This is a genomic window from Streptomyces sp. NPDC050636 (assembly GCF_040654775.1).
In the GTDB taxonomy this organism is placed as follows: Bacteria; Actinomycetota; Actinomycetes; order Streptomycetales; family Streptomycetaceae; genus Streptomyces.
In genome coordinates, this window is sequence record NZ_JBFAIP010000022.1 from 74475 (window position 1) to 97734 (window position 23260).

General features: G+C 67.7%; 19 protein-coding genes. 8 read left to right on the forward strand and 11 right to left on the reverse strand.

What is annotated here, in order from left to right:
- On the forward strand, positions 1–2338 hold a 2338-nt coding region (locus AB0I10_RS18810), incomplete at its 5' end, for an NB-ARC domain-containing protein (RefSeq protein ID WP_363153597.1).
- Between the two features lie 139 nt (positions 2339–2477).
- On the forward strand, positions 2478–3857 hold the full coding sequence (locus tag AB0I10_RS18815) for an RICIN domain-containing protein (protein WP_363153598.1): 1380 nt from the start codon (positions 2478–2480) through the stop codon (positions 3855–3857).
- Between the two features lie 34 nt (positions 3858–3891).
- On the opposite strand, the gene AB0I10_RS18820 is transcribed toward AB0I10_RS18815, so the two are convergent.
- The 5 genes from AB0I10_RS18820 to AB0I10_RS18840 form a co-directional block, all read right to left on the reverse strand.
- A complete protein-coding gene (locus AB0I10_RS18820; RefSeq protein WP_363153599.1) occupies positions 3892–6021 on the reverse strand; it encodes an ATP-binding protein in 2130 nt (709 codons plus the stop codon).
- Positions 6022–6053: 32 nt separating this feature from the next.
- Positions 6054–6749 (reverse strand): DUF4255 domain-containing protein, encoded by a 696-nt coding sequence (locus tag AB0I10_RS18825; RefSeq protein WP_363153600.1) that lies wholly within the window; start codon positions 6747–6749, stop codon positions 6054–6056.
- Positions 6750–6962: 213 nt separating this feature from the next.
- Positions 6963–7682 (reverse strand): response regulator transcription factor, encoded by a 720-nt coding sequence (locus AB0I10_RS18830; protein ID WP_363153601.1) that lies wholly within the window; start codon positions 7680–7682, stop codon positions 6963–6965.
- A 152-nt stretch (positions 7683–7834) separates the two neighbouring features.
- Complete coding sequence (locus tag AB0I10_RS18835; RefSeq protein WP_363153603.1) at positions 7835–7999, reverse strand: hypothetical protein; 165 nt, start codon at positions 7997–7999, stop codon at positions 7835–7837.
- A 528-nt stretch (positions 8000–8527) separates the two neighbouring features.
- Positions 8528–9151, reverse strand: coding sequence for a hypothetical protein (locus AB0I10_RS18840; RefSeq protein WP_363153604.1), 624 nt, complete (start codon positions 9149–9151; stop codon positions 8528–8530).
- An 837-nt stretch (positions 9152–9988) separates the two neighbouring features.
- Between AB0I10_RS18840 and AB0I10_RS18845 the strand changes: the two genes are divergently transcribed.
- Complete coding sequence (locus tag AB0I10_RS18845; protein WP_363153605.1) at positions 9989–10957, forward strand: NADPH:quinone oxidoreductase family protein; 969 nt, start codon at positions 9989–9991, stop codon at positions 10955–10957.
- A gap of 261 nt (positions 10958–11218) precedes the next feature.
- Complete coding sequence (locus AB0I10_RS18850; RefSeq protein ID WP_363153606.1) at positions 11219–11677, forward strand: DUF5959 family protein; 459 nt, start codon at positions 11219–11221, stop codon at positions 11675–11677.
- 55 nt (positions 11678–11732) lie between these two features.
- Here AB0I10_RS18850 and AB0I10_RS18855 read toward each other — a convergent pair whose 3' ends face one another.
- Positions 11733–12833: a PP2C family protein-serine/threonine phosphatase gene (locus AB0I10_RS18855; RefSeq protein ID WP_363153607.1), complete on the reverse strand. Its 1101-nt coding sequence runs from the start codon at positions 12831–12833 to the stop codon at positions 11733–11735.
- A 293-nt stretch (positions 12834–13126) separates the two neighbouring features.
- Between AB0I10_RS18855 and AB0I10_RS18860 the strand changes: the two genes are divergently transcribed.
- From AB0I10_RS18860 to AB0I10_RS18870, 3 genes are all read left to right on the forward strand, one after another.
- Positions 13127–13858, forward strand: coding sequence for a hypothetical protein (locus AB0I10_RS18860; RefSeq protein WP_363153608.1), 732 nt, complete (start codon positions 13127–13129; stop codon positions 13856–13858).
- A 486-nt stretch (positions 13859–14344) separates the two neighbouring features.
- Positions 14345–15727: a hypothetical protein gene (locus AB0I10_RS18865; protein WP_363153609.1), complete on the forward strand. Its 1383-nt coding sequence runs from the start codon at positions 14345–14347 to the stop codon at positions 15725–15727.
- Positions 15728–16912: 1185 nt separating this feature from the next.
- Entirely contained in the window at positions 16913–17164 is a 252-nt protein-coding gene (locus tag AB0I10_RS18870) for a hypothetical protein (protein ID WP_363153610.1), read from the forward strand.
- Between the two features lie 14 nt (positions 17165–17178).
- Here AB0I10_RS18870 and AB0I10_RS18875 read toward each other — a convergent pair whose 3' ends face one another.
- The gene (locus tag AB0I10_RS18875) at positions 17179–17880 is read right to left on the reverse strand and encodes a VOC family protein (protein ID WP_363153611.1); all 702 of its coding nucleotides are present in this window, start codon (positions 17878–17880) and stop codon (positions 17179–17181) included.
- Between the two features lie 481 nt (positions 17881–18361).
- Here AB0I10_RS18875 and AB0I10_RS18880 point away from each other — a divergent pair, with 481 nt between their 5' ends.
- Positions 18362–19384, forward strand: a complete 1023-nt coding sequence (locus AB0I10_RS18880) for a ferritin-like protein (RefSeq protein WP_363153612.1) — start codon at positions 18362–18364, stop codon at positions 19382–19384.
- A 300-nt stretch (positions 19385–19684) separates the two neighbouring features.
- On the opposite strand, the gene AB0I10_RS18885 is transcribed toward AB0I10_RS18880, so the two are convergent.
- The 4 genes from AB0I10_RS18885 to AB0I10_RS18900 form a co-directional block, all read right to left on the reverse strand.
- Positions 19685–19960 carry a transposase family protein gene (locus tag AB0I10_RS18885; RefSeq protein ID WP_363153627.1) on the reverse strand — a complete coding sequence of 92 codons (276 nt, stop codon included), beginning with the start codon at positions 19958–19960 and terminating at the stop codon, positions 19685–19687.
- 514 nt (positions 19961–20474) lie between these two features.
- Positions 20475–21038, reverse strand: a complete 564-nt coding sequence (locus AB0I10_RS18890) for a dihydrofolate reductase family protein (RefSeq protein WP_363153613.1) — start codon at positions 21036–21038, stop codon at positions 20475–20477.
- A 460-nt stretch (positions 21039–21498) separates the two neighbouring features.
- Positions 21499–22107, reverse strand: a complete 609-nt coding sequence (locus AB0I10_RS18895; RefSeq protein WP_363153628.1) for an AAA family ATPase — start codon at positions 22105–22107, stop codon at positions 21499–21501.
- 375 nt (positions 22108–22482) lie between these two features.
- Entirely contained in the window at positions 22483–23229 is a 747-nt protein-coding gene (locus AB0I10_RS18900; protein WP_363153629.1) for a L,D-transpeptidase, read from the reverse strand.
- Positions 23230–23260 lie beyond the last annotated feature (31 nt).

The following is a 23260-nucleotide window of genomic DNA, read 5'->3' on the forward strand; positions in this document are numbered from 1 at the left end:
CCGTGACAGCCGTGACAGCCGTGACAGCCGTGACAGCCGTGACAGCCGTGACAGCCGTGACAGCCGTGACAGCCGTGACAGCCGTGACAGCCGTGCTCGCTGGCCCCGCCCGCCCCGCTCCACCCGGGGCACCTCGCGAATCGGCCCACCACCGCCCGTACCCGCTCAGCTCCCGCCCGACATCGCCGACTTCGCGGGGCGTGCGGAGGCCGTCGCATACCTGGCGGGTGCGCTGCACGGGGCGGCGGGCGGACAGGCACCCGTAATGGCCACGCTCAGAGGGCTCGGCGGAGTCGGCAAGACGGCCCTGGCCGTGCATGTCGCGCACACCGTACGGGCCCACTTCCCGGACGGGCAGCTGTATGTGGATCTGCAGAACACCGACCTGGCTCCGGCCGACAGCAGCGCCGTTCTGACGCACTTCCTGCGCGCCCTCGGTGTCGCGGAGAGCGCCGTACCGGACGGGCTGGAGCAGAAGGCCGCCCTGTATCGCTCGCTGCTCGCCGACCGTGGGGTCCTCGTACTCCTCGACAATGCGCGCGACAGTGCACAGATACGGCCGCTGCTGCCCGGGGCACCGGGGTGCGCGGTGCTGGTCACCAGCCGTGCGCGGACGCTCGCGCTGCCCGGTGCCCACCGTGTCGACGTGGAGGTGATGGACGAAGGGGAGGCGCTGGGGCTGCTCGGCGCGATCGCGGGGGCGGAGCGGGTGGCCGCCGAGCCGGATGCCGCGCGCGAACTGGTCGCCTCCTGCGGCGGTTTGCCGCTAGCCGTGCGTATCGCCGCCGCCCGCCTGGCGTCCCGGCCGGGCCGGGCCATGGCCGACCTCGTGGCCCGGCTGAGCGATGAGCGGCGGCGGCTGGACGAGCTGCGGGTGGGCGACCTGGGAGTGGAGGCGACCTTCCGGGTCGGATACGAGGCGCTCGGGCCCGGTCTCGCCCACGCTTTCCGGGCCTTGGCCCTGTGCCGCATGCCGACGTTCTGCCGAGGCGCCGCGGCCGCGTTGCTGGACACCACCGACGACGAGGCGGAGGCGGCGGTCGAGACGCTGGTCGATGCGGGGCTCGTGGAGCTGCACGGCGACGACCGCTACCGCTATCACGATCTGGTCGGGCTCTTCGCCCGGCGGCTGGGCGAGCGGCACGACAGCCCGCGGGAGCGGGCGGCGGCGCAGCATCGCTTCTTCGACTATGTGCTGGCCACCGTCCTGACCGCGGTACGGCTGATCAGGCCGCACAGCGTCCTGCCCGATCTGCTGCGCCGTCCGGACTCCCCGGGCCGAACGCTAGCCGATGCCGACGCCGCGCACGAGTGGCTGCATACCGCGCACCCGCGGCTGTACGCGGCCGTGGAGCGCGCCTTGGACGCGGCGCCCGATCTGCTGGGTTCCGCCGTGGATCTCCTCACCGCGTGGTCGCATGTGCTCAGCGGTACCGCGCGCCACCGCGACCTCGAACCGCTCGTCCGCCGCGCCGTGGACATCGCCCGGCGGCACGGCGACGACGTGGCCACGGCGCGCGCCCTGCGCCTGCACGGAGCCCCGCACTACGGCACCGAGACTTACGGACGGGCAGAGCGCGCGCTACTGGAGAGCCTGCGGCTGGCCAAGTCGTCCGGTGATCCACTGGTCAGCGCCGAGGCCGCACACGAACTGGCCGTCGTGCTCGTGGCGATGGGCCGGGAACGGGAGGCGCTGCCCCTGCCGGAGGCGGCCCGGGACCGATTCGCCGCCCTGGGCGGCCGGGCCGATGTGATCCGTATCCTCGCCCACACGGCACGCGCGTACGTGGCCTTGGGCCGGGCCGCCGATGCGGACGAGGTCATTGCCGAAGCACTCTCCGGGGCAAGGGAGTTGGGGAGCGAGGGCACGCTCGTGCAGGTCCGGTACCAGGCCGGCTGCGCGCTGCTGCGGGACGGACGTCCGCGGCGGGCGGCGGTCCATCTGCGGCAGGCACAGCGGCGGTACCGCCTTGAGCAGCACCCGCGCTGGGAGGCGCTGACCTGGGCCCGTCTCGCGCACTGCGAACTGGCCGGGGCCGGCCGGGAGCGGGCGGCGCTGGAGTGCGCTGAGCAGGCCGCGGTCGAAGCGGCGAACGTCGCTCGGCTGCTACGGGACTTGGAGGAGGCGCCGATCCGGGATCCGCCCCGGGATCCGCCCTGGGAACCGATCCCGGATCGGATTCCGTATCCGCTCCGGGACCCGGTCCAGGTTTCAGGCGATACGGGGGACACGGAGGAGGACATGGTCGTCGAGTACGCGCAGCGGCGGCCGGAGGCGCTCGGGTCCGGCAGCCGCTGTCGGCTCACCGGCAGTTGCGCTGGTTCGGCGATAGCGTGAACCGGCCGGGGCAGCCGGGCCGACTACTGGTAGTCGCGGGTCTGTCAGGGGGCCGTAAGGACATCTGGCTCTGCCCCCGGCTCTGCCCTTACGGACGCTGACCCGGACCCGGTACCGCCGGTTGACTGCCCTGGTGAGCATGTGGACTTCACTGGAACCGGCCGCGATCACCGTCGACCCCGGTTCCGTCGCGAGCGTAAGGCTGCGGGTACGCAACACCGGCGACACCGTCGAGGAGTACCGGCTGCGGCCGGCCGGCACCGCAGCGGGCTGGACACGGGTGGAGCCGGACGTGCTCCGGCTGTATCCCGGGGCCGAGGGCACGGCGGAGGTCGAATTCGCGCCCCCGCGTACGCCGGACGCCGTGGCCGGTCCGACGCCCTTCGGTATACGCGTCGAGCCGGCCGAGCACCCCGAGATCCGCGATGTCGTCGAGGGACAGGTCACGGTCGGGCCATTCGCCGAACTCCGCTGTGAGTTGGTGCCCTTGGCCGTACGCGGCCGATGGCGCGCCAAAGCGGCGGTCGCCGTCGACAACCTCGGCAACCAGCCGCTGACGGTCTCCCTCTCCGGCCGCGAGAACGGCGACGCCCTCACCGTCGAGCCCGAGCCGACATCGGTCCAGGTCGCGCCGGGCCGTGCCGCCTTCGTACAACTCAACATCCGTCCAGGAACCGTGAGTTGGATCGGTGGCACCACCAAGCACCCCTTCACCGTCGCCGCGCAGTGCGCCGGCGTCCCGGAGCCGTCCGACCTGCGCGGCACCTACATCCAGCCGTCCGTGCTGCCGCGCTGGGCGATGGCGGTGTGCTCGCTGCTGGTCGTGGCGGCGCTGGCCTTCGTTGCGCTGTGGTTCAAAGCCGTGCCCAAGGTGCCCACGAGCGCGCGGGAGAAGCCCGGCCAGGCCCATAAGCTCCCGGAGAAGGGCGAGAAGCCGCCCTCGCCTCCGCCGCCCAAGCCTACGGAGGAAGCGCCCGCGGAGAAGCCCGCCGATGGCGACGGCGAGGAGAAGAAGCCGCTGCCTCCCAACATCCTGCGCAGCCACGCCAATATGAACAGCCCCGAGGACTCCTGGTACCTCAACGTCTTCCAGGGGAAGCAGGGACAGGGAACCATGGTCTCCACCGCCAACTGGTCCTACGAGAAGTACGGCCGCAACCAGTGGTGGACCATCCACCACTTCGAGGCGGACAACACCGTCGCGCTGCAGCCCGGCAACGCCCCGGGGAGCGTCCTCGACCTGGACGTGAAGGGCAACGGGGTCGGGATCTGGCCGGTGGTGGGCGGGGCCGAGGCGCTGCAGAACGGGCAGGCGCAGTTACCGGACAACCAGAAATGGCGCATGGTCGAGATGGGCGGGGCCAACACCGGCTATGTCCAGTTCGTGAATGTCGCGAACAACCAGTGCCTACGGGAATGGGTCGGCGAGGACCGCCCCGTCCGCACCGAGCCCTGCACGGACGACAACGTCTGGGAGCAGTGGTACGTGGGCACCGGCCTGGACGACAAGTCGCCGTGACCCCGGCCGTCCCCGGGCGCGCGACCGCCCGGGGTCAGGCCCACGGCATCGACACCCCATCCGCCGGCACCAGTCGCCCCATCTTGCGGTACTCGCGCCGCGCCCCGGCCCGTACATCCGCCGCCGTCACCGGCCCGCCGCGCCCCGCCGCGAGATAGCCCGCGGTCACCGCGGCCGACCGGATCGCCCCGCCGGACAGCTCGAACTCCTTGGCACAGGCGTCAAGTTCGACGTCATCCGCGCAGGGGGTGGCGGCCAGGCAGGAACGCCACAATGCGCTCCGCTGCCCGGCGTCCGGGAACGGGAAGTCGACGACCAGATCCAGCCGCCGGGTGAACGCATCGTCGATGTTGGCCCGCAGGTTGGTCGTGAGGACGGCGATGCCGTCGAACGCCTCCAGCCGCTGCAGCAGATACGCGCTCTCCAGGTTCGCGTAGCGGTCGTGCGAGCTCTTGACCTCCGATCGTTTGCCGAAGACGGCGTCGGCCTCGTCGAAGAGCAGCACGGCGTCCGTGCGGTCGGCCTCGGAGAAGATCCGTTCCAGGTTCTTCTCCGTCTCCCCGATGTATTTGTCCACCACCGAAGACAGCTCCACCACATAGAGATCCAGGCCCAGCTCACCGGCCACGACCTCGGCGGAGAGCGTCTTTCCGGTGCCGGATTCCCCGGCGAACAGGGCCACCACGCCCCTGCCGCGCCCGCCGCCGGTGCGCAGCCGCCACTCGCCCAGCACCTTCTCCCTATGCCGCGCGCGCTGCACCAGTTCGCGCAGTAGGGCCAGCGGTTCGGTCGGCAGCACCAGCCCGTCGAAGCCGACGGCGGGCCGCACCCGCCGGGCGTGCCGGTCCAGCAGCGGGGCGGACTGCTGGCGGGCGCTGTGCTGGATATGGGCGGCGGTCAACGGCGTCCCGTCGAAGGCGGCGAGGGCGTTGGCCGCACGTGCCGCCCGTCGGATCTGTGCGGTGCCCAGCCGGTACGGCGCCACGGCCGCGCCGAGGTCGAAGTCACCGTCCACGGGATCGAGTTCGGTGCTCCAGACCTCACCTGCCGCCGCCCCGCCGTCCGGTGCGTCCAGCGCGAACAGCCCCGAGTCCGGGGCCCAGCCCGGGTCGTACGGCCCGCTTCCGAAGAAGACCACCGGCACGTCCCCGCCCGCCAGCGCCCGTACGAGCCCGCCGGGCCGCTCCGAGAGCGGTCCCACGACGATCGCGGCCCGGCGCAGCCGTGCCTCCCGCAGCAGCGCGCCCACCAGCCCTGCACCGTCACCGCGGTGACCGTCCGCCCGATACCTCAGCACGGGCATGCCGGCGCTCCGCAGCCCGTCGGTCACCGGTTCGACGGCGGTACCAGGCCGCCGCTCCCGCAGATGTACGGCGAGCGGCCGCTCGCTCGCTAGCGCGGCGAGCCGCCCTGCGAACGCCTGGTCCTCGGTACGGGCATCGCTTCCCGTACGGCCGGCGGCTCGCTGCCCCGCCGACAGCAACTCCACCTCACCATCGCTCAGTTCAGGGTCCAGACCATCGTCCCCCAGCAGATGGGCCACCACCCGCTCCGGAACCCGAAGTGCCCGCCCTGGCAGCGGCCGGTCCTCGTCCTCGACGACGAGCAGCCCACCGGACAGCAGCGGCGCGGCGGGGTGGAAGCGGGCACGGGCCGCGGGCTCGTACGGGCCGGTGTCTGCGAGGTCCAGCGCCAGCGCGACCGTGGCGCGGCGGCGCCCGACATCGTCGTTGAGGTAGCCGTACAGCGGCTCGAAGCCCCGGTCCACATCGGGCGCGAGCGCGGCCAGGAGGATATGCAGGTCCAAGGCCGAAAGCCCGAACCGCCCGGCTAGCGCGTCCGATCGATCTGGCGCATCTGGCGCATCTGGCGCATCTGGCGCATGCGGTACATCCGGTGCGTCCGATGCCTCGTCATCCGGATCCGGATCCGGATCCGGCTCGCTCGTATACGCCTTACCCGCAGCCGTCTCGCCCGAATACGCCTGGCCCGTACCGTCCGGCGGCGGTAGCGCGGCCAGCCGTCGAGCCGCCTCCGGGGTCACATACAGCCCGCGCAGCGGGTCCGTAGCGGTCGGATCGTCGGCGCTGCGCCGCTCGACCAGCCCGGCCACCCGCTCGCGCAGCCCCGCCAGCCGTTTGAGCAGCGCACCGCTCGCGTTCACGCTCACTGTTGTGCCACTCACCGTTATGCCACTCACTGCTGTGCCACTGACCGTTCTGCCACTAGCCGATTCCCTTTCTCCACACTTTCCGTTGCGGAGGGCGAGGCACCCGGAAAGGACCGGCGCATCCGGGGCTGGGAGTCGCCGGGGATGCCGTCGAGTCCGCGGACGACCGTGACCGCCCCCTCCGTGACAGGCGGCGCCACCTCGTACGAGGGCGAGACCGGGAAGGGAACGGTGATCACAACGTCCAGGGACGGCTTGAGTTCGCCGCCGAGCGCAGACCAGATATCGGCGATCGAGCGGGATTCGGGGGGTGGCACCGCAACTGTGAGCGGGATGCTCACCTCCAGCGCGCGGAGCGCGTCCGGCAACGCGGCCGCCGGCAGGATCTCGTGCGAGAGCAGGCATCCCAGCGCGGCCGACAGCAGCCGGTGCTCGTCCTCCGGGCGCGTGGTCCACGCCGTGACCAGGTAGGACAGCCGGAACCAACGTGGCGGCTGATGCCGGCGCACCACCACACCACCGGCGTCCCGCTCCGAGATCGCCCCGCGCTCGCGGCGGGCGACCTCCTCGCGTATGTCGTAGAGATACGCATTGAGCGTGGGTGCGTTGCGCCGCGCCGCCCAGTCGCGGGTCGGCGCCTCGAACGCGACGTCCCCGGCGCCGTCCGGCAGCGCCCCGCCGCGCAGCACACACCGCATCACCTCATCGACCTCGTGAATCACGCCCGTTCCCCCGCTCGGTGACCCGCCGCCCGTGCTTCCGCCGCCAACTCCGTCACCGCTTCACCATCTGCTTTCACACCCGCACCCGCACCCGCACTCGTATCCGCATCCGCACTCGTATCCGCACCCGTATCCGTGACCGCTGCCGCACGCGTATCTGTGCCTGTCTCCATGACTGCTGCCGCACCCGTGTCCGTGCTGCTCCCGCCCCCATCAGATGTATCCCTCTCGCAGCGCGTACGCGACAGCATGCGCACGGTTGTGCAGGTGCAACCGCGTCATCAGGGCGTGCAGGACGTTCTTGACGGTGCGCTCGGAGTAGGAGAGCTTCTCGGAGATCTGCCGGGTGTCCAGCCCCTCGGCGACCAGCCGCAGCACATCGACCTCGCGCGGCGCCATACCGAGCGTCGGTACGAACGCGACGGAGGCGGATGTCACCGCCGACCGCCGCAGCCGCCCCACCTGTGTGAGCAGCCTGCTGATCAGGTCCGGCGGCAGGTCGCCCTCGCCGCGCGCCGCGCTCTGCACCGCCCGCAACAGCCGCTGCGGAGTGGCCTGATGGCGCCAGAGTATGGCTCGTACGCCGTACTCCACGACCGTCATCAGCTCCGGCTCGCGCAGATCCCGTGCAATCAGCACCACGCGCTGCTCACCACCTCTTACGAGCCGTCTCAGCTCGGTCGCGGCGATCTCGTCGAACCGGTCGATGAGCATGATCGCCACGGTCCCCACCGCCTCCCCACCGCCTTCCTTCTCCCCACCGCCTTCCTTCTCGCTCCCGCGCTCCGTCTGTTCCGCCCGCTCCCTGGCCGCCGCTCCGCCCCGGTCCTGGACGATCTCGACGGTGGGCTGGTGCTGTAAGTGACTGACGACTCCGGCCCGACTCAGCGGGTCGGAGGAGTGCACCGTCACCGTGACACGTGTATCCAGCACTTATGTTCCTCGTCTCGCCCCCGTTTACCGACTGCCGCAGAATCCGTGAAGGCAATCAACAAACGCTTACCGGGCAATCAACGCCAGAAGTGATCCCTTCGGAGATCTGGGCGAAGAGGGCCATACCAACCGGCAATGCGGTGGTGCCACGATCAACTTGCCATGACGAAGATGCCGATGAACAAGGCCATGTAGAGCAGCAGGACCCCAGCCACAACGGCCGCCACGATGAGGACGGCCTTCCTCATTTTTCGTCCGGGGCGATTGGCGCGGGCGGGTCGCGCCGGGGCTTCGGGGTGACGTTCGTGCTCACTCATGGAGCCATTCTGTTGCTCGCGGTGGTGCGAGGCTACTCGTTGACGCCGTCGGCCGCTCCACGATCCGTACGACGTCGCCGGCGGCTATCCGGAGGAGCATGCCGGGTGATCCACCGGGCATCGCGACGCTGGAGGTGCGCACCCGGGGGAAATGCTGCCCCGCCGCTCCGATGGGGTCGCGGAATACGTCGATTCAGGATGTGCGTCGGCGCGCGCTTCTGCGATACGGACTTCCTGACGGAGACCGGGCCGGAGCTCGGTGACTCCGCCCCCTGGACCCGGACAGCCCCTGGCGGAACATTCCGTTCAGCTGAGCCGAGGGCAGGGAGGCCAGAACGGCAGGAGTCAGGCCTGGGGGGAGTCAGGGCCGCCCTCCTTGCCCGCTCTGATGCCGCAGGCAAGGAGGGTTCACACTGGGCGCAGTGGCCGTCGGGTGACCGTCCTTGCCCGGACGGTGTTCGCAGTCCATACGCCTCGTGCACGGCGGCTTCGCAGGCGCGCTCGTCAACGCCTGAGCGACGGCGCTGGTCAGGCCGGGGTAGGCGCGACCTCCTCGCTATTGGCATCGACGGCATTGGCCTCGTGGGCTTCGGTGTCGGCCTTGGGCGCGGGGACGGGGAGCGAGTAGAAGACGCTCCTTCCTTGCTTGCTGCGGTGGGCCAGGCCCTTGGCGACGAGTGAGGTCTCCAGGGTGTTGCGCACGGCGGTCTCCGGCGCGGTGTGGTCCGGATGCTGCTGCGCCAGCAGCTCTGTCATTTCCGACACCGTGCGCGGCTGCTCGTCGAGCAGCCCGAGCACGCGGTCAGCGCGGGTGGAACTCTTCGGCTGTGCCTTGCCCCGCGCCGTGGCCTTCCGCGGATTCTTCGCGCTCCCTGCTGCCTTGGCCGGGGTCTTCTTCGCCGGCTTGGCCTTCGCCGGCTTGGCCTTCGGCGTGGCGGCCTGCGCGCGTCGCGCCGGTGGGACGGTCACCGGCTTGGGCGCCGCGGTGTCGGTCTCTACGGCCGGTGGCGCAACTGCTTCGCCCTGGGGGTCTGTTCCCAGGTGCTGCCGGAGATCCTCCAGCTTCGCCTTGAGCTGCTGTAGCTCGTCGATCTCTTTCTGGATGCTCTCCAGCTTGGCAGTCACCTGCACAGCGAAATCCGAGTCTGACATGACACACCTTGCTCTCTATCGCCTGAGCGATCTGTGGTTGGCTGGATGTTACTCATCTTGCCGTGCCGCTAACCGATGTTCCCGGCCCGTTCTTACACGTATGTGGCCCCTGTCGCGGGGCGCGCAGCCCGAACAAGCCCACCAGCAAGGGCGTTTGAACGTTGTCACACGCTCCGTTGCCGCCCAGAAAACGAGACCCGATTGAGCCACGCGGGGACCGTGTCTGGGTCGGTTCGTTCACCCACCGTCCGGAACGCACCTGGCGGCGCAGCAGTTCGTCCCGGGCGGCCTGCTGGTCCTGAACGCCGTGGCCCGTCCCGGCCAGCAGCAGGTTGATCGTCGGCACGCTCGCTTTCAGCGCTGCCTTCCCCCCGCTGGCCGATTCCTAACTTCCCCCCGTACCCAAACTCGGAGAGTTTCCTCCTCCTCAGGGGTTGCGAGGGCGAGGGCGAGGGCGAGCGCAAGTGTGACGGCGTCGCGCGGACGAAGCGGAGAAGTCGCCGCCTGCTGCCGCACCGTGGAGCAGTCGTGGCGCAACACTGCTTCCGAGTATGGGAGTTGAAGCGGGATGAAGATCATCAGCGCCCGTGACGCCGCCCACGAACTTCAGGGCCTGCACCAGTTGTCAGAACGCTGGGCTGCCGAACCGGACCAGACTCAGGCTGACAGCTCAAGTCCGAAGCCGTAGGCGTGTGCAGGTGAGAGCGATTTCGCCGGGTCGCAGGAGTGCTTCTCGTCATGTGTGGCCACTGCACTGTGCCGTACCTGAACTGCCCCCGTGAACGCCGGGCGCCACGTAGTTTGGCAGGCAATGTTGATCAATCGGGGAGGGCATCGATGCGTGCCATGCAGTTCGAGCGGTTCGGTGGACCGGAAGTCCTGATGGAGGCCGATGTACCGGACCCGGTGGCGGGACCCGGCGAGACGTTGGTCGAGGTGGAGGCCGCGGGCGTCAACTTCGGCGACATCAAGCAGATGGCGGGCGAGCACACCGACGGTCCGTACGCGCCGAAGGGGCCACTGCCGCACATTCCCGGCCTGGAGGTCGTCGGCCGGACCTCGGACGGCCGACGCGTCCTCGGCTATGTCCTGCAGGGCGGCTACGCCGCGAAGACGGTCGTTGCCGACCGCGACCTGATCGAGCTGCCGCAAGGCGTGAGCGCGGGCGAGGCGCTGGCATTGCTCGTGCAGGGCCTTACGGCATGGCACCTGCTGCGATCGGTCGCCCGCATGACGCCTGGTGAGAGCGTCGTGGTCCATGCCGCCGCGGGCGGGACGGGCAGCCTCGCCGTCCAGTTGGCCCGGGAGTTCGGGGCGGGACGCATCATCGCCACGGCGTCGTCCGAGGAGAAGCGCGCCTTCGCCCGCGAACTCGGCGCGGACGCGGCGATCGACGGCAGCGCGGAGGGCTACCAGGAGCGGATCCTCGATGCCAATCACGGCCGCCCGGTCGACATCATCCTGGACGCCATCGGCGGCTCGGTCCTCGACTCCGCTCTGGACGCACTCGGATATCTGGGGCGGCTCGTCACCTACGGAGCCTCGTCCCGGCAGGCCGCCTCAGCCATCGTGCCGCATCGCCTGGCGGTGGACAGCATCAGCGTCGCCGGCTTCTGGCTCATCCCGCTCCTCGCCCAGAACGGGGCCGGTGGCGCGGCGCTTGAAGAGTTGCTCGACCTCACGGCGCGGCGTCGCCTGCGACCGCTGGTCGGCGCAGAGTACGACCTCGCTCGTGCCCGTGACGCACACGAGGACCTGCTCGGCCGGCGCACGAAGGGGAAACTGGTCCTCCGACCCGGAAAGTGAATGTCCGCCGCGGCCATGTCGGGCACGGTCACGTCTGGTTGGGCGCGGACCAGAAGTACACCTGTCCCGGCGGTATGACCTGGCCGTCACACTCCCCAGCGCAGGTATGCGTCATCTCGCCTGAAAAGGCGGCTAAGAGCCTCTGGCGGAATGAACGGCTCAAGCAGCCTGACGAGCAGATTGCAGTGGCGCCAGCCGACGGCGCGAGCGAAGATTCCCGCGGCGCCGTACCAAGAGAGATCAGGGAGATCAGGGAGAGCTGTGGCTGACATCGCACCGATGGATCTTGTCGTTCTCGCCGATGACGAGGGGAACAGTGTTCGTATCAAGATCCTCGGACCGGTACCGACCTGGTCGGACGGCATCGCGGCCGAGATCGTGGTTGAGACCCCGTTCGTGAGTGGTCGTACCGATCTGATCCTGTCCGACTCGAAGTTGCAGGCCTGGGCCGACGCACTGGACAGGCTCGATGCGGGCGAGGACATCGCGTGGATGGTGATGTCCCGAGGACCCTCCGTCTTCATCCAGCTCACTGGTGATCGAGACTGCCCGGAAGTGGTTGTGGAAGACGAGTCGTATTCCATGGTCACGGTGCGCGTTCCCGTTGCCCTGCCGGAAGACTGGATCGCGAGCCACCGAGAGCGCCTCCGCGCGTTGACGGAGTCCTGGACAGCCGCGGGGCACGTCAGCGTAGAGAGACGAGGTGTCTCCAGCTCATGACGGCGCATCCGAGGCTGAGCAGGGCCTCGTGGATGTCTACGCTCGTGCCTTGGTGTCAGCCACTGCCCCGAGTGACCGCGAGCAGCGCCATGTCATCGGTGATGCGGCCGCCGGCGTGGTGGCTCACCTCGGTGAGAAGAGTGTCGAGCAGCGCATCCGGCCCGGGAAAGTCACGCCCGGTCAGCCCGGAGCCGGGGTCGTAGAAGTCCCCGGCGCGGTTCCGCGCCTCCGTCAGGCCATCGGTGTACAGCAGGAGAGTCGCCCCTGGGGGGAAGGGCACCGTGTCGGTCCGGTCCTGGTCGGCGCCCAGCTCCGCCAGTCCCAGAGGGAGGGCCGGCTCGGACGGTTCCGCGCTGTGCACCTGGCCGGCGTGCAGCATCAGCGGCGCCGGGTGGCCGCGGTTGACCAGCCGCAGTTCATCGCCGTAGTGCGGGATCTCGACGAGAATGCCGGTGACGAACCCCTCGTGCCGCTCAACCCCTGCCCGCCGCTCGCTTTCCCGTAGCAGTGCCCGCTCCAGTCTGGCCGCGATCCCGATGAGCGTGGGTTCCTCCTCGGCGGCCTCCCGGAACACCCCCATGGCCACGTCCACCGCCTTGACCGCCTCCATGCCCTTGCCCCGTACATCGCCGACCAGGCAGCGCACGCCGTACGGGGTGTCCTGTGCGCTGTACAGGTCACCACCGATCTGTGCGTCTTTCACGGCCGCCTGGTAGCGCACGGCGATCCGTAGGGGCCCGATCGAGGCCGGCAGCTGCGGCAGTACGGCGCGCTGCACGGCGAGGGCGACTTTGCGTGCGGACTGCAGCCGCACGTTGCTGTAGTACATGAGACGGTTGACGACGATGGCGAAGGCCGAGACGGTCGCGACCGCTGCCAGCTCACTCCGCCCACCGGAATTCCCGATGAAGCCGAAGTGGGTGAGCAGCGCGACGTCGGCGGCACAGGCACCGATGCCCGCCAGGACCGTCGCGCGCAGCGACAGCAGTGCGGCGGCCGTCATGGGCGCGGCTGTATAGAAGGCCTCTCCACTGAAATGCGGAGAGGTGTGGTAGTCGAGCAGGGCGCCTCCAACGAGCAGGAGGACGGGCAGCAGCTGGAGGTGGCGCAGACACCAGCGTCTGACAGTGGTGCGCCCCGCGCTCGGTGCCCTCACGTACCCGCTCCCGCTCGGTTCCTTCGTGCGTACAACATTCCCAAGGATCCTCGGGCCGGATTACTGCTGCCAGTCGTGGAGCGGCCGTATGGGTACGTGTCGCATCGCTGCATGTGCCGACATCGGGCGTTCCCCGGGGGACGGCAGGCCTCGCCCGGTGCCAGGAGGTGCAGGATTACGCAGAGGTCGCACGGTGAACGTGGTGTCCCGGGATTGGCCGGTCGGCCCGGGGGAGTCGCGATATCTCGAAGAATTATTCGAATAATCGCGGTGGCCGCTGATATCTTGCCGAGGTGGCGAAACTCAATCAGATCATTGCCGTGGAGAAGGGCATCAAGTCCAAGTCTCACCAGGACCTGACGGCTGCTCACCATGGGTTGCAGAAGCCGGCACTGTTGGCCGGGATTTCTCGTACGTATCAGCCCAAGGATGAGGAGGGGGAGCAGCTGCCGCCCGAGGCGACGCGGGTGCAGGTGAAGGCCGAGGACGTGCTCCGGGAGACGGCCCGCACGCTGACGCGGCTGTTCGATGTGACCGCCACCAAGGACTGGGCCAACTGCACGGCGCGGGCCGATGTGACGGTGGAGGGGCGTACGCTGCTCAGCCAGGTGCCGGTGTCGTATCTGCTGTTCCTTGAGAAGCAGCTCACCGATGTGAACACCTTCATACGGAAATTGCCGGTGCTGGACGCATCCGAGTCCTGGGCGCAGGATCCGTCGACGGACGCCTGGAAGACCGAGCCGGTCAGGACTGTGCGGACCAAGAAGGTGCCCCGTAACCATGTGAAGGCGGAGGCCACCGACAAGCACCCGGCGCAGGTCGATGTGTACTACGAGGACGTTCCGGTCGGCTACTGGACGACCGTGAAGTTCTCCGGCGCGCTGCCCGCACGGCGGGTGAACGAGCTGCTGGACAGGGTGGAGAAGTTGCAGCAGGCGGTGAAGTTCGCCCGTGAGGAAGCGAACGGGGCCGAGGTCACCGATGAGCGGGTGGGTGAGGTCGTCTTCGGCTACCTGTTCGGGTAGCGTCTACAACTCCCCGGGCGTCTCACTACGGCCGGGGTGCGCGAGGAGCGCAAGCTGAAACTGAAGCTTGTCGTGACGAACGCGGTTTCCAGTGGAGGTTCGAGCCCTCCCCGCGGCATATACGGGCCGCGGTAGCCCAACTCGGCAGAGGCAGACCGCAATCAATCTCAGACTCTTGCTCCAGTCTCAGTATTCGCCACCGATCGCCGGATCGACCGGGCCGGGCCTGGGTCGTCGGATGCCGGTTCAAGTCCGGCCCGTGCAGCTCTTTTTCGATGCGCGGTAGTTCAAAGGCAGAACACGACGACATGATGACTGACCCGCGCTCTTAACCGTGCCGGCGTGCGCAATTGGGTGGCATCACAGGGCTCGGGGGCAGGCTACGTCCCCGGGCCCGCTCCTCCGCGTCCATTCTGTGGCCCTTCCGCGTCCGATTCGTGGCCGTTCCCCCGAAACCGATCGGCATGCCGTTCGGTCTGGTCATGCATGAAGCATTCAAGAGCGGGTACGCGGCGACGACGTGCGACCACCGCTGGGGCGGCCGCGCTGCTGCTTGGCGGAGCGGTGGCTTCCTGCGGCGCGGAGCAGCACCAGGGGGCGGAGAAGCACTCCCAGGGGCCGAAGCTGACGTTCAAGGACGCGCTGAATACGAGCTACGTTCGGCAGTTCAAGGAGCCGGACTTTGCGGGGTCCGACCTCCCGTCCGACCCGTACTACGTCGACCTGGAGGCGAGCAGGCTTTCCCCGGGCAGAGATCCGCTGATGGCCGAGAACGTCAAGGTGACCATCGATCTGTCCGCCGTGAAGGCGGTGACGTTCGGCACCATGAAAAAGGAGCAGGGATGCAAGCGCTCCGGTGACCTCATCACCTGCACCCCGAAGAACATCGAAGCGGGCGAGCACGCACTCCTCTGGCTGTTCAACATGTCACCGCGGAGGAATGCGGCGAAGGGACCGGCCGGACCCATGAACATCACCGTGACCAGCACCAACGCCCCCACCATCCACCACACCACACAACTGGTCATCGGCGCACCCTCCTTGACTGCACGTGGGGAAGAGGGCCTGACCGATGTGAAGCCCGGCTCCGAGCTGAAGCTGACGCCCGCCTTCGGCAACAGGGGGGATTTCGGTATCGACGACGACCTCAGCATCGTGGTGGAAGTGATGGGGCAGGCGACGCTGCGCAAGCAGTACGGCAACTGCCTTTACGACAAGGCCGCCTCGCCGACCAAAGCGGTGTGCAAGGTCTCCGGGCCACTGCCGGCCGGCGCGGCGTACGAGACCGCCGAGCCGATCACGGCCGTGACCGACAAGACCGGGAGACAGGGAGTGATCTCCTACACCGTGTACCGGGCCCACGACACGCCAACCGCCGCACTGCTGCCCGGCTCGGCCCCGCGGGGAACCGGCGCGCCGCTCGGGCTCCGCCCTGTCGACGGCAGCGATTTCACACCGTTCTCCACGGCTGAGATGGCCTTCGGTGGACTGAGGTTCCGCACCACCCGGACCCACGATGCGCAGGTCAACGGGTTCACCATCAAGGGCAAGGTGGGCCAGGAGATCGGCATCGAGGTGATGGACGTGGACGGCTACTACGAGGGTGACACGTGGCTGACCCTGCCGGAGGGCGTCAGCGTGAAGGGGCTTCAAGAGGGAGAAGCGAGCGAATCGCTCTATTGCAACTACGTCGACAAGAAGAACCCGAAGGTGCTGTGCCCCGCACCCCAGACCACCCATCCCAGACTGCGGGTGCACATCGACAAGCGGGTCGAGGGCGCTCAGGGAACCATCTCCGTGGGATCCGATCCGAAGGACCCGGACCCGGAGAACAACACCGCCCCGATCAAGATGGAGTACGTCGACTGAACGGGCCGCTGCCGCGGACGGGTCCGAACGCCCCCAGGCTTGGGGTGTGGCCGGGGCCTACAGCGGGCTGACGGCCGATGCCGTAGTAGCGGCAGGTTGCGGGAACACTGCCGCTCACTTCCTCCACATGGCGCAGCACCGCCAACCGGTGCCTCGCCCACCTCGATAGCTCGCGTTCGGCCATCATGCAGGTCTCCTAGGGAACAGAGACCCACCTGTCAACAACGTCCGTCAGTTTTAGGGCTGGGGCCCGTCCGGCGGGTCAGAGAGCGACCCCGAGGACGCTCCAGTTCACCGGAATTCCGCGGTCCGTGAGGAGGCCACTCAGAGGAGTTTTAAGGTGAGGCTGAACTGGGGGCGGGGCGTCCTTGGGAGCGGCCACGGCCTGTGCCGGGATAGAGGCAAGAAGAACGATCGCAAGCGCGACACCGGTGCGTGCGTGATGTGTGTGAGCCATGCCAAGCCAACGAACCGACGGCGGTGACGTCACCACAAGGTTGCCCGGTCTTGGGCCGGATGGACTACCGGTTCGGTGACCTATCGGTTACGGCTTAGGCGGACTTGGGGCCTGTCCAGCGGGACATGGATTACCGCCGGACACTCCCTAGAACCGGAGGACACTCCCTAGAACCGGAGGAACTCCCTAGAACCTAGGCGGCCGTAAGCGCTGGAAGGAGGGCGCCAAAGCAGGCCAGCAGTACAGCGAACTGCCGCTCGTCCAAATGGGCTGCACTTGCGATTACGACTACCAGCACGATGACCAGCACTCCGTATTTCCACGGCCGCCACTTCGGGCCGTGCTGGGGGGACACGCGTCGGGACATAGGGGATCTCCGTTTCATGGCGCGGCAATGGAACTGAACTGGCTGGGCGGGCCAGCCGTTTGAACGTCTACAACGATTCCGGGAAGAAGCCATGCATGGAAGAGCCAGAGGCGGTCAAGTCGGTTATAGGACGAATGGCTTGTCCTCGCGCATACGAGATGAACGGCTGGACCGTGCCTCTTTGGCGGGCTGGTCGGCTGGTCGGCCGATCGGATGTGCGTAGCGCGTTGACTGTCCGGATGGTGATCCCTGATGCGGTGTGGGCGCTGCTTGAGCCGTCGCTGGCGGGTGGATCTCCCCGTGGGCGGGCAATGGGCCGCCCACGGGTCAAAGTGGCTGCTTCGGTGGCCGAGGACGGGACATGGCAGCGGACTCCGGAGGGCGATCCCGGAGTCGTTCGACCGGATCGCCAAGCGCCAGCGCCGTAGGCAGCTGGGGCGGCAGACTGCCCGCTCTCGACCGCGAGACGTACGAGCAGCGCAACACGGCCGAGCGGCGCACCAACCGTCCTCACGCAGCGGTGCGCGGCCTCGTCGCCCGCTACGACACGACCGCGACCATCTACCGGGCCGGACTCCGCCTCGCGGGCGTCTTCATCTGCTCAGCGAGGTGACTCGAAAGAGATGGTCAGGACCGCAGCTCGGCGAGTCGCGCCAGGGCCTCGGGTACCGACGCGCGTTCCTCCTCTGTGAGCTGGAGCTCAGCGGCCTGCGTCAGCAGGCGGGCGGCCAGGGCGTCGTCGCCGAGCCGCTGTGCGATGTCCCCGCGTAGCACTAGTAGGCGCAGGTGCTGTGCGGGGGTGGGGCGCTCGTCCTCCGATCGGAGTGCGTGGTCGATGATCTTCGCGGCGCCCGGCAGATCCTCCTTGGAATCGACGAACAGATCGGCCATGTGCACTGCCCGTGCGAAGGTTTCCTTGGGTGCCGGCCGGAGTCTCTGGTCCTGGCTGATCTGCTGGCCGATGCGGATGGTGTTGCCGCCGGGGTCGGTCATCAGGAACTGCCGCATGCCGTAGGACATGTTCTTCAGCGGCCCGATGCGCGGCAGTCCGCGGGTGGGGATCTTCCCGTATGCCGCCTTGAGCCCCTCGCGGTACGTCGCGTACAGCCCGTCCACGTCGTCCGTGAGGATGTAGCAGCCGGAGTAGGACCCCGCCGGGTCGTACCCCTTCATGCCGCTGAACTGCAGCTGGACGGGTCCGCGCTCGACGACGGCGTAGGGATACGGACTCTTCTGCAGGAAGGTCGTCTCGAAGCCCAGCGCGGTGTAGAAGTCGACCACCGGCTGGATCGCTTGGCACGGGAGGAGCGGGATGGTCTTCTCAGTCATGCCGATAGTCTAGTCAAAGTTGACTAGTGCGTATATGCGTGTGGGCGCGTGTGTGCGTGTGCGCGTGTTGCCGGGGTATGAGCATCGATCCGAAAAGGACGGCCTGGAGCGCGTTCTGAAGGCCGGCTGTAACTCCGCACTATCCGAGGGGCTGGATGTGCAGTGTGTCGCCGTCGAGTGGGTCAGGTAGGCGGAGGGGTGCGGAGGTGAAATATCGCGGGGGGTGAGGGTTCTCAGGTGTGTTCTGCTCCGAATTCGGCTCTGGTGGCGGCGGTGCTCGGCATCGATCGCGGCGGTTTTCGCGGCGGTTCGTGGACGAGGTGCAGGCGACCACTGTTGCGACGCTGTCGCCGAGTGTCGATTTGTCACCCTTCTGCGCCTTTTGCGCTCAGTGAGCAGCGGGGAACGATCACAGGGCGCTCCTTGGCGAGCGGCTACGCCCGGCGTCAGCCCGTCCCGGGCAACCAAGACAGGAGACATCATGACGACCACTGCGAAGCCGATGCCGATCGCCGAGCTGCTCGGGGTGCTTCCGTCCGAACGTGGGCTGCCATGGCTGAAGAAGAGCCTCCAAGCCGCCGTCGCCCTGGAGCTGTCGACGATTCCGCCCTACCTCTGCGGAATGTGGTCCGTTATCGACCAGGAATCCGAGCCCGCCAAGCTCATCAAGACCGTGGTCCTCGATGAGATGTGGCACATGGGCCTGGTCTGCAACATGCTGAGCGCGATCGGTGGCACCCCGGATATCGCGGCCGCGGTGCCGACATACCCCTGTACGTTGCCGGGCAATGTGCGTCAGAGCTTCGAGGTGTATCTCTCCGGTCTGACAAGGGACTACGTACGGCATGTGTACATGGAGATCGAGATGCCGGAGCACCCCCTTGCCATGTTCGAGGAGGAGTGGCCCACGATCGGGAAGTTCTACGACGCGATCCGGGAAGAGTTCGTGGTCAGCCAACCGGAACTTGTCGAGGGTCACCAGATGACGGCAACCATTGGCGCCAAGGAGCAAGAGAGAAAGCTCGAAAAATTCAAGAGCCTTGCCGACATCGAAAAAGCGATCAAGGTGATCAAGGAGCAGGGGGAGGGGACCGGGAAGCTTCCCGAGGACCCACACCTCAAGCAGGAGTTGGCCCACTACTACAAGTTCGGCCAGATCTACCACCAGCAGAAGCTGAAGAAGGTGGGCGACTCCTGGAAGTTCGAGGGCGATAATCTCCCGTTCCCGAAGACGCACCCGATGGGCATCCTTGGGAAGGATCGCTGGAGCAAGCAGGGCACCGTCGACAAGAAGGCCGTCGATCCCATCGACCGGTTCAACAGTAGGTACACGAACATGATGCAACTCCTGGACGACGCATGGAAGAAGGGCGACAAGAAGGCCTTCAGCGATGGGATCGGGGTGATGTTCACGATGGCTGATGACGCGATCGATCTGATGAAGATCGAAATTCCTGACGGCACGGGAAACACCTACGGCCCTGAGTTCCGCTTCCTGAAGTGATCCCACGCACGGCCGGCCATTGCCGGCCTCGGATACCTGAGGCCGGCAATACCCAGTGCGTCGAGGTTCGTGAGAACGCACAATTATCCTCAGGTCCGGCCCGAGGCTAGCTACGAGTGACTCGGCCGCGGCTGCCACGCCCTGGCTGAGGACCCAACGTCGAGGCTAGGGCTCGGCAAGCAGCGAACGGGGCCTCTTCGATTCGAGAAAGATGCGATCAGCACCCTTCACCCGCAACGTTCCACATTGGTGATCTCTGAGCGGACGGCGAAGGGCTCTCAGTCAGCGAGTGACGTCTTCTCAGCGACGACTATTTCCAGATTCGGTCGAGGACGAGGGCGGCCCTGGCGATGTCGCCGGTTCGGCTCGGGCTGAGGTGATGTGTTGCAGGGTGCGCCAGCGCTGCTTGGGCTTGGCGGCAGCGCGTTCTCCGAGGGCGCGGACGCCTCTGATCAGGTTGTTCGTGGTGCGTGTGTCGGCATGCAGGGCGTGTTCGGAGCGGCCCTTCGGTCGCCGGGCCGGGACGAGGATGCCGATTCCGGCGCCGATGTAACCCTTGTCGGCCAGGGTGGGCAGGCCGTTGGCCGCTGCGCGGTACGCGCGGGGAGTGCGTAGATGCGGGCGGCGGTGTTGTCGGGGTGGAGCCGGGCTCGACGTCGGAGACCCACAGCGGGGTGCCGTCGGGTGCGGCCAGGAACTGCACGTTGCCGCCGAGTGCTTTGTGCTTCTGGCTGAACCATAGGTCGTTGCCGTTGCCGTTGCCCTTGTCGCGGACGCTGGCGCGACGGTCGGACTCGATCAGAGTGCCGTCCAGGATCACGTGGGGCATGGCCTCGCGTCGGCACCGGTCCAGGACCTTGTGCAGGTCCGGGGCTTGGTCGGCGAGGATGTCGATGCCCTCGTGGAGGTAGCGGGCATGAGCTTGTGGTGAGACCTGTCCTACCAGGGGCTTTACGTGCGTCTGCGGTCGGGTGCGGCCCGTCCGACTCGCCTTCGCCAGGCGGTAGTTCACACCGCTGCGCGCAGGTCATTTCGCTGAGAAAACGTCACTGGCTGGCCCGTTCTTCCTAGGGCCCGGCGGACGAGCCGGCTAACGCGCCACGCGGTAGTGGAGGTAGACGACTTTCGAGCTGAAGGTGCGGGTCTCGACGAGTTCGAGATCCACCCGGCGCTCGCGCTGGGGAAAGAACGGAATGCCACCGCCAACCAGCACCGGGTAGACCATGGCCCGGTACTCGTCGATCAGACCCAACGCGGCCGCCTCGGCGGCGAGAGTCGCGCCGCCGATTGCGATGTCACCCTCCCCCGGCTCGGCTCGCAACCGCTCGATCTCCTCCGCCAGGCCGCCGGAGGCCAGGCGGGCGTTGCCCTGCACCGACGACAGCGTGGTGGAGAACACCACCTTTGGGAGCGGCTTCCAGAGCGCAGCCCACTCGAGCATTGAGTCGTCGAGCGATGGATCCTGGTCGGCGGTCTCCCAGTACAGCATCGTCTCGTACAGCCGTCGTCCCAACAGGTGGAGGCCGACCTCTCGAATCTCGTCGATCCAGAAGCGAAAGACCTCCTCGTCGGGCGCCGTCCAGTTGAAGCCGCCGTCCGGCCCGACGATGTAGCCGTCAAGTGAGACGCTCATCGAATAGGTCACGCTGCGCATCAGAAGTCCTCCTTGGTACGGGTTCGACCGTACGACCGCCGGACGCCGCAGGACTCGTCGCGACTCGCGGGATCTCCTGGGCCGAGTCACCTCACGAGATCATTTCGTTGAGAAAACCTCAGTAGGACCGCGTTACGCAGGAGGTGTAAGCCTGCACGTCCGAGTTGCTGGCGCTTCGTCTCTGATGGACTGCCGGCCACTACCCGACCAAGATCCACCGGACGGCCCTGATCCCGACGGCCCTGATCCCGGACGGTCCGAGTGGGCACCGCGTCGCTGTCAGGATCGTGATCGACTTCGTGGCACTCGGACAGAGCGGCTCATCGAGGCGTGGGGCGCGTCTCAGCGACCTCGGATCGCGCCGAAGCGGACCCGCTCGTACTGGACTGCGCCACCGCCTGCTTGCCGATCCCGGCGGTGAGATGGCGTATCTGTCCTTTCGTGCGAGCGGAGCGGCTCGTCAGCCGGCGGTCGTCAGATCGGGGCGAAGCTTTGCCCTGAGCTGTTCGAACGCGGTTGGAGTCGGCCGCTGTGGCAGGAAGTCTCTGATGTGCTGAGCGCAGTCCACGGCGCTGGCGGTGGTCGTATCGCACTCGATGTCGTACAGGCCGTGGGCATGGACTTGCGCCAACTGACGGGCCGCCAGGCCAGTCGGGCGGTCGCCGCGTTCCCGCTCGCGCCGTTCCAGTTCCAGGAGCGAACAGTGCACACCGACCAGGACAACGTCCCTCGCAGCGAACAGACCGAGGCAGTCCAGAAGCCGCCACTGCTCGCTCAGCACGTGATCCACCACCACGTTGTTGCCGGCCGCAGCCATACCGGCGACCGCGCGGTGAAATCCCATCCAGGTGCGTCGAAGAACAAGGCGCAGCTCGTCAGGGGTGACCTCACGGCGAGAGCGCATGCCATGGAAGGTGTCCACGGGCATGTGGAAGTAGGGCTCGTCCAGAACCTGAAGAAGTTCCTTCGCGATGCTCGACTTCCCAGAGCTGGAGGTCCCGTTCAAGAAGATTATCCGGCCGCGCTGGGGCGTGGCCGAGCCAGTGCCAAACTCAGCCTGCTCAGGCACGTCGTCTCCGACTCCGGGCACAGGGGGCTCCTTCGTTGTGGGCCAAAATGACGTTTGGTCATCGTGACCCTTCGACGAGCGTCACGACAGGTCACGGCCCGGCAACAGCATCTGTTTCGCTCATGCTGTGGTGCTGACCAGGGAAGTTGAGCCAGAGCCAGGGCTCGTGAAGAAGGCCAGAGACGGCCAGGGGCTCGCGCCTACAACTCCCGTGGATCCCGCGCTGTCTGCGCAGGCGCGGCATCGGCCACACCATCCCGGAGAAAACCGACCAGCAACGACACCGCCCCAACCCAGGCCGCTGCGGCGGCCGGTCGCCCCGCTTCGCCCCGGCGATCTGCCGCCGTCCGCAACACCGTGGAGCGGTGCCTGTCCTCAGGTGCCGGACTTGCGACCGTAGACGTAGACGTCATCGCCGTTCCTGAGCAGGGACCAGTACTTCTTCGCATCGTTGCCGCGCATGTTGACGCAGCCGTGCGAGCCGGGTGCCGACCATACGCTGCCGCTGATGGAGTGGAATGCCTGCCCGCCGTCGAAGAACTGGCTATAGGGCATGGGCACGTGGTAAATGCTCGACACGTGGTGCAGGTGGCGCCAGTAGATCTTCTTGGCACCGGTGCGGGTCTCGTATCGATCGCGCCCGCTACGTATCGGCACGGGCCCGAACACCAGCTTCGATCCGTCCTGAATCCAGCTGAGCTGACGGGTCAGGTCAACGCAGGCTATTCGCCCTTTACCGGTGGGGCACTTGCGGGCCTTGTTCGGGTTGTGCCCGGCCGCCTTCTGCTGCGTGACGAGGCGCATCACACCCCAGGTGATGGGACCTGCGTAGCCGATGTTCGGGGTGATGCCGTGCTTGGTCTGGAAGTCACGGATCGCCCGGCAGTCGGCCGCCGATTGCCGGCCGTCGACCCGACGCCCGAGGAATTTCTCGGCCTGCTTCTGATAGGGGCCGCGGATCGCGGTGCATGGTGACGCGGCGGCATGGACGGTGGCGGCCTGGGCGCTGGTGGTGTCCAAGGCCAGTGTCAGTGGAACGGTCAGAACCGCCAGAGCGAGGGAGACACCCGCTCGACGTCCCGCGCCGGACCAACGGAGGCCTACGTTCAGTCGTCTCTTCATGCGTCTGTTCATGCGTGTCTTCATGCCTGGT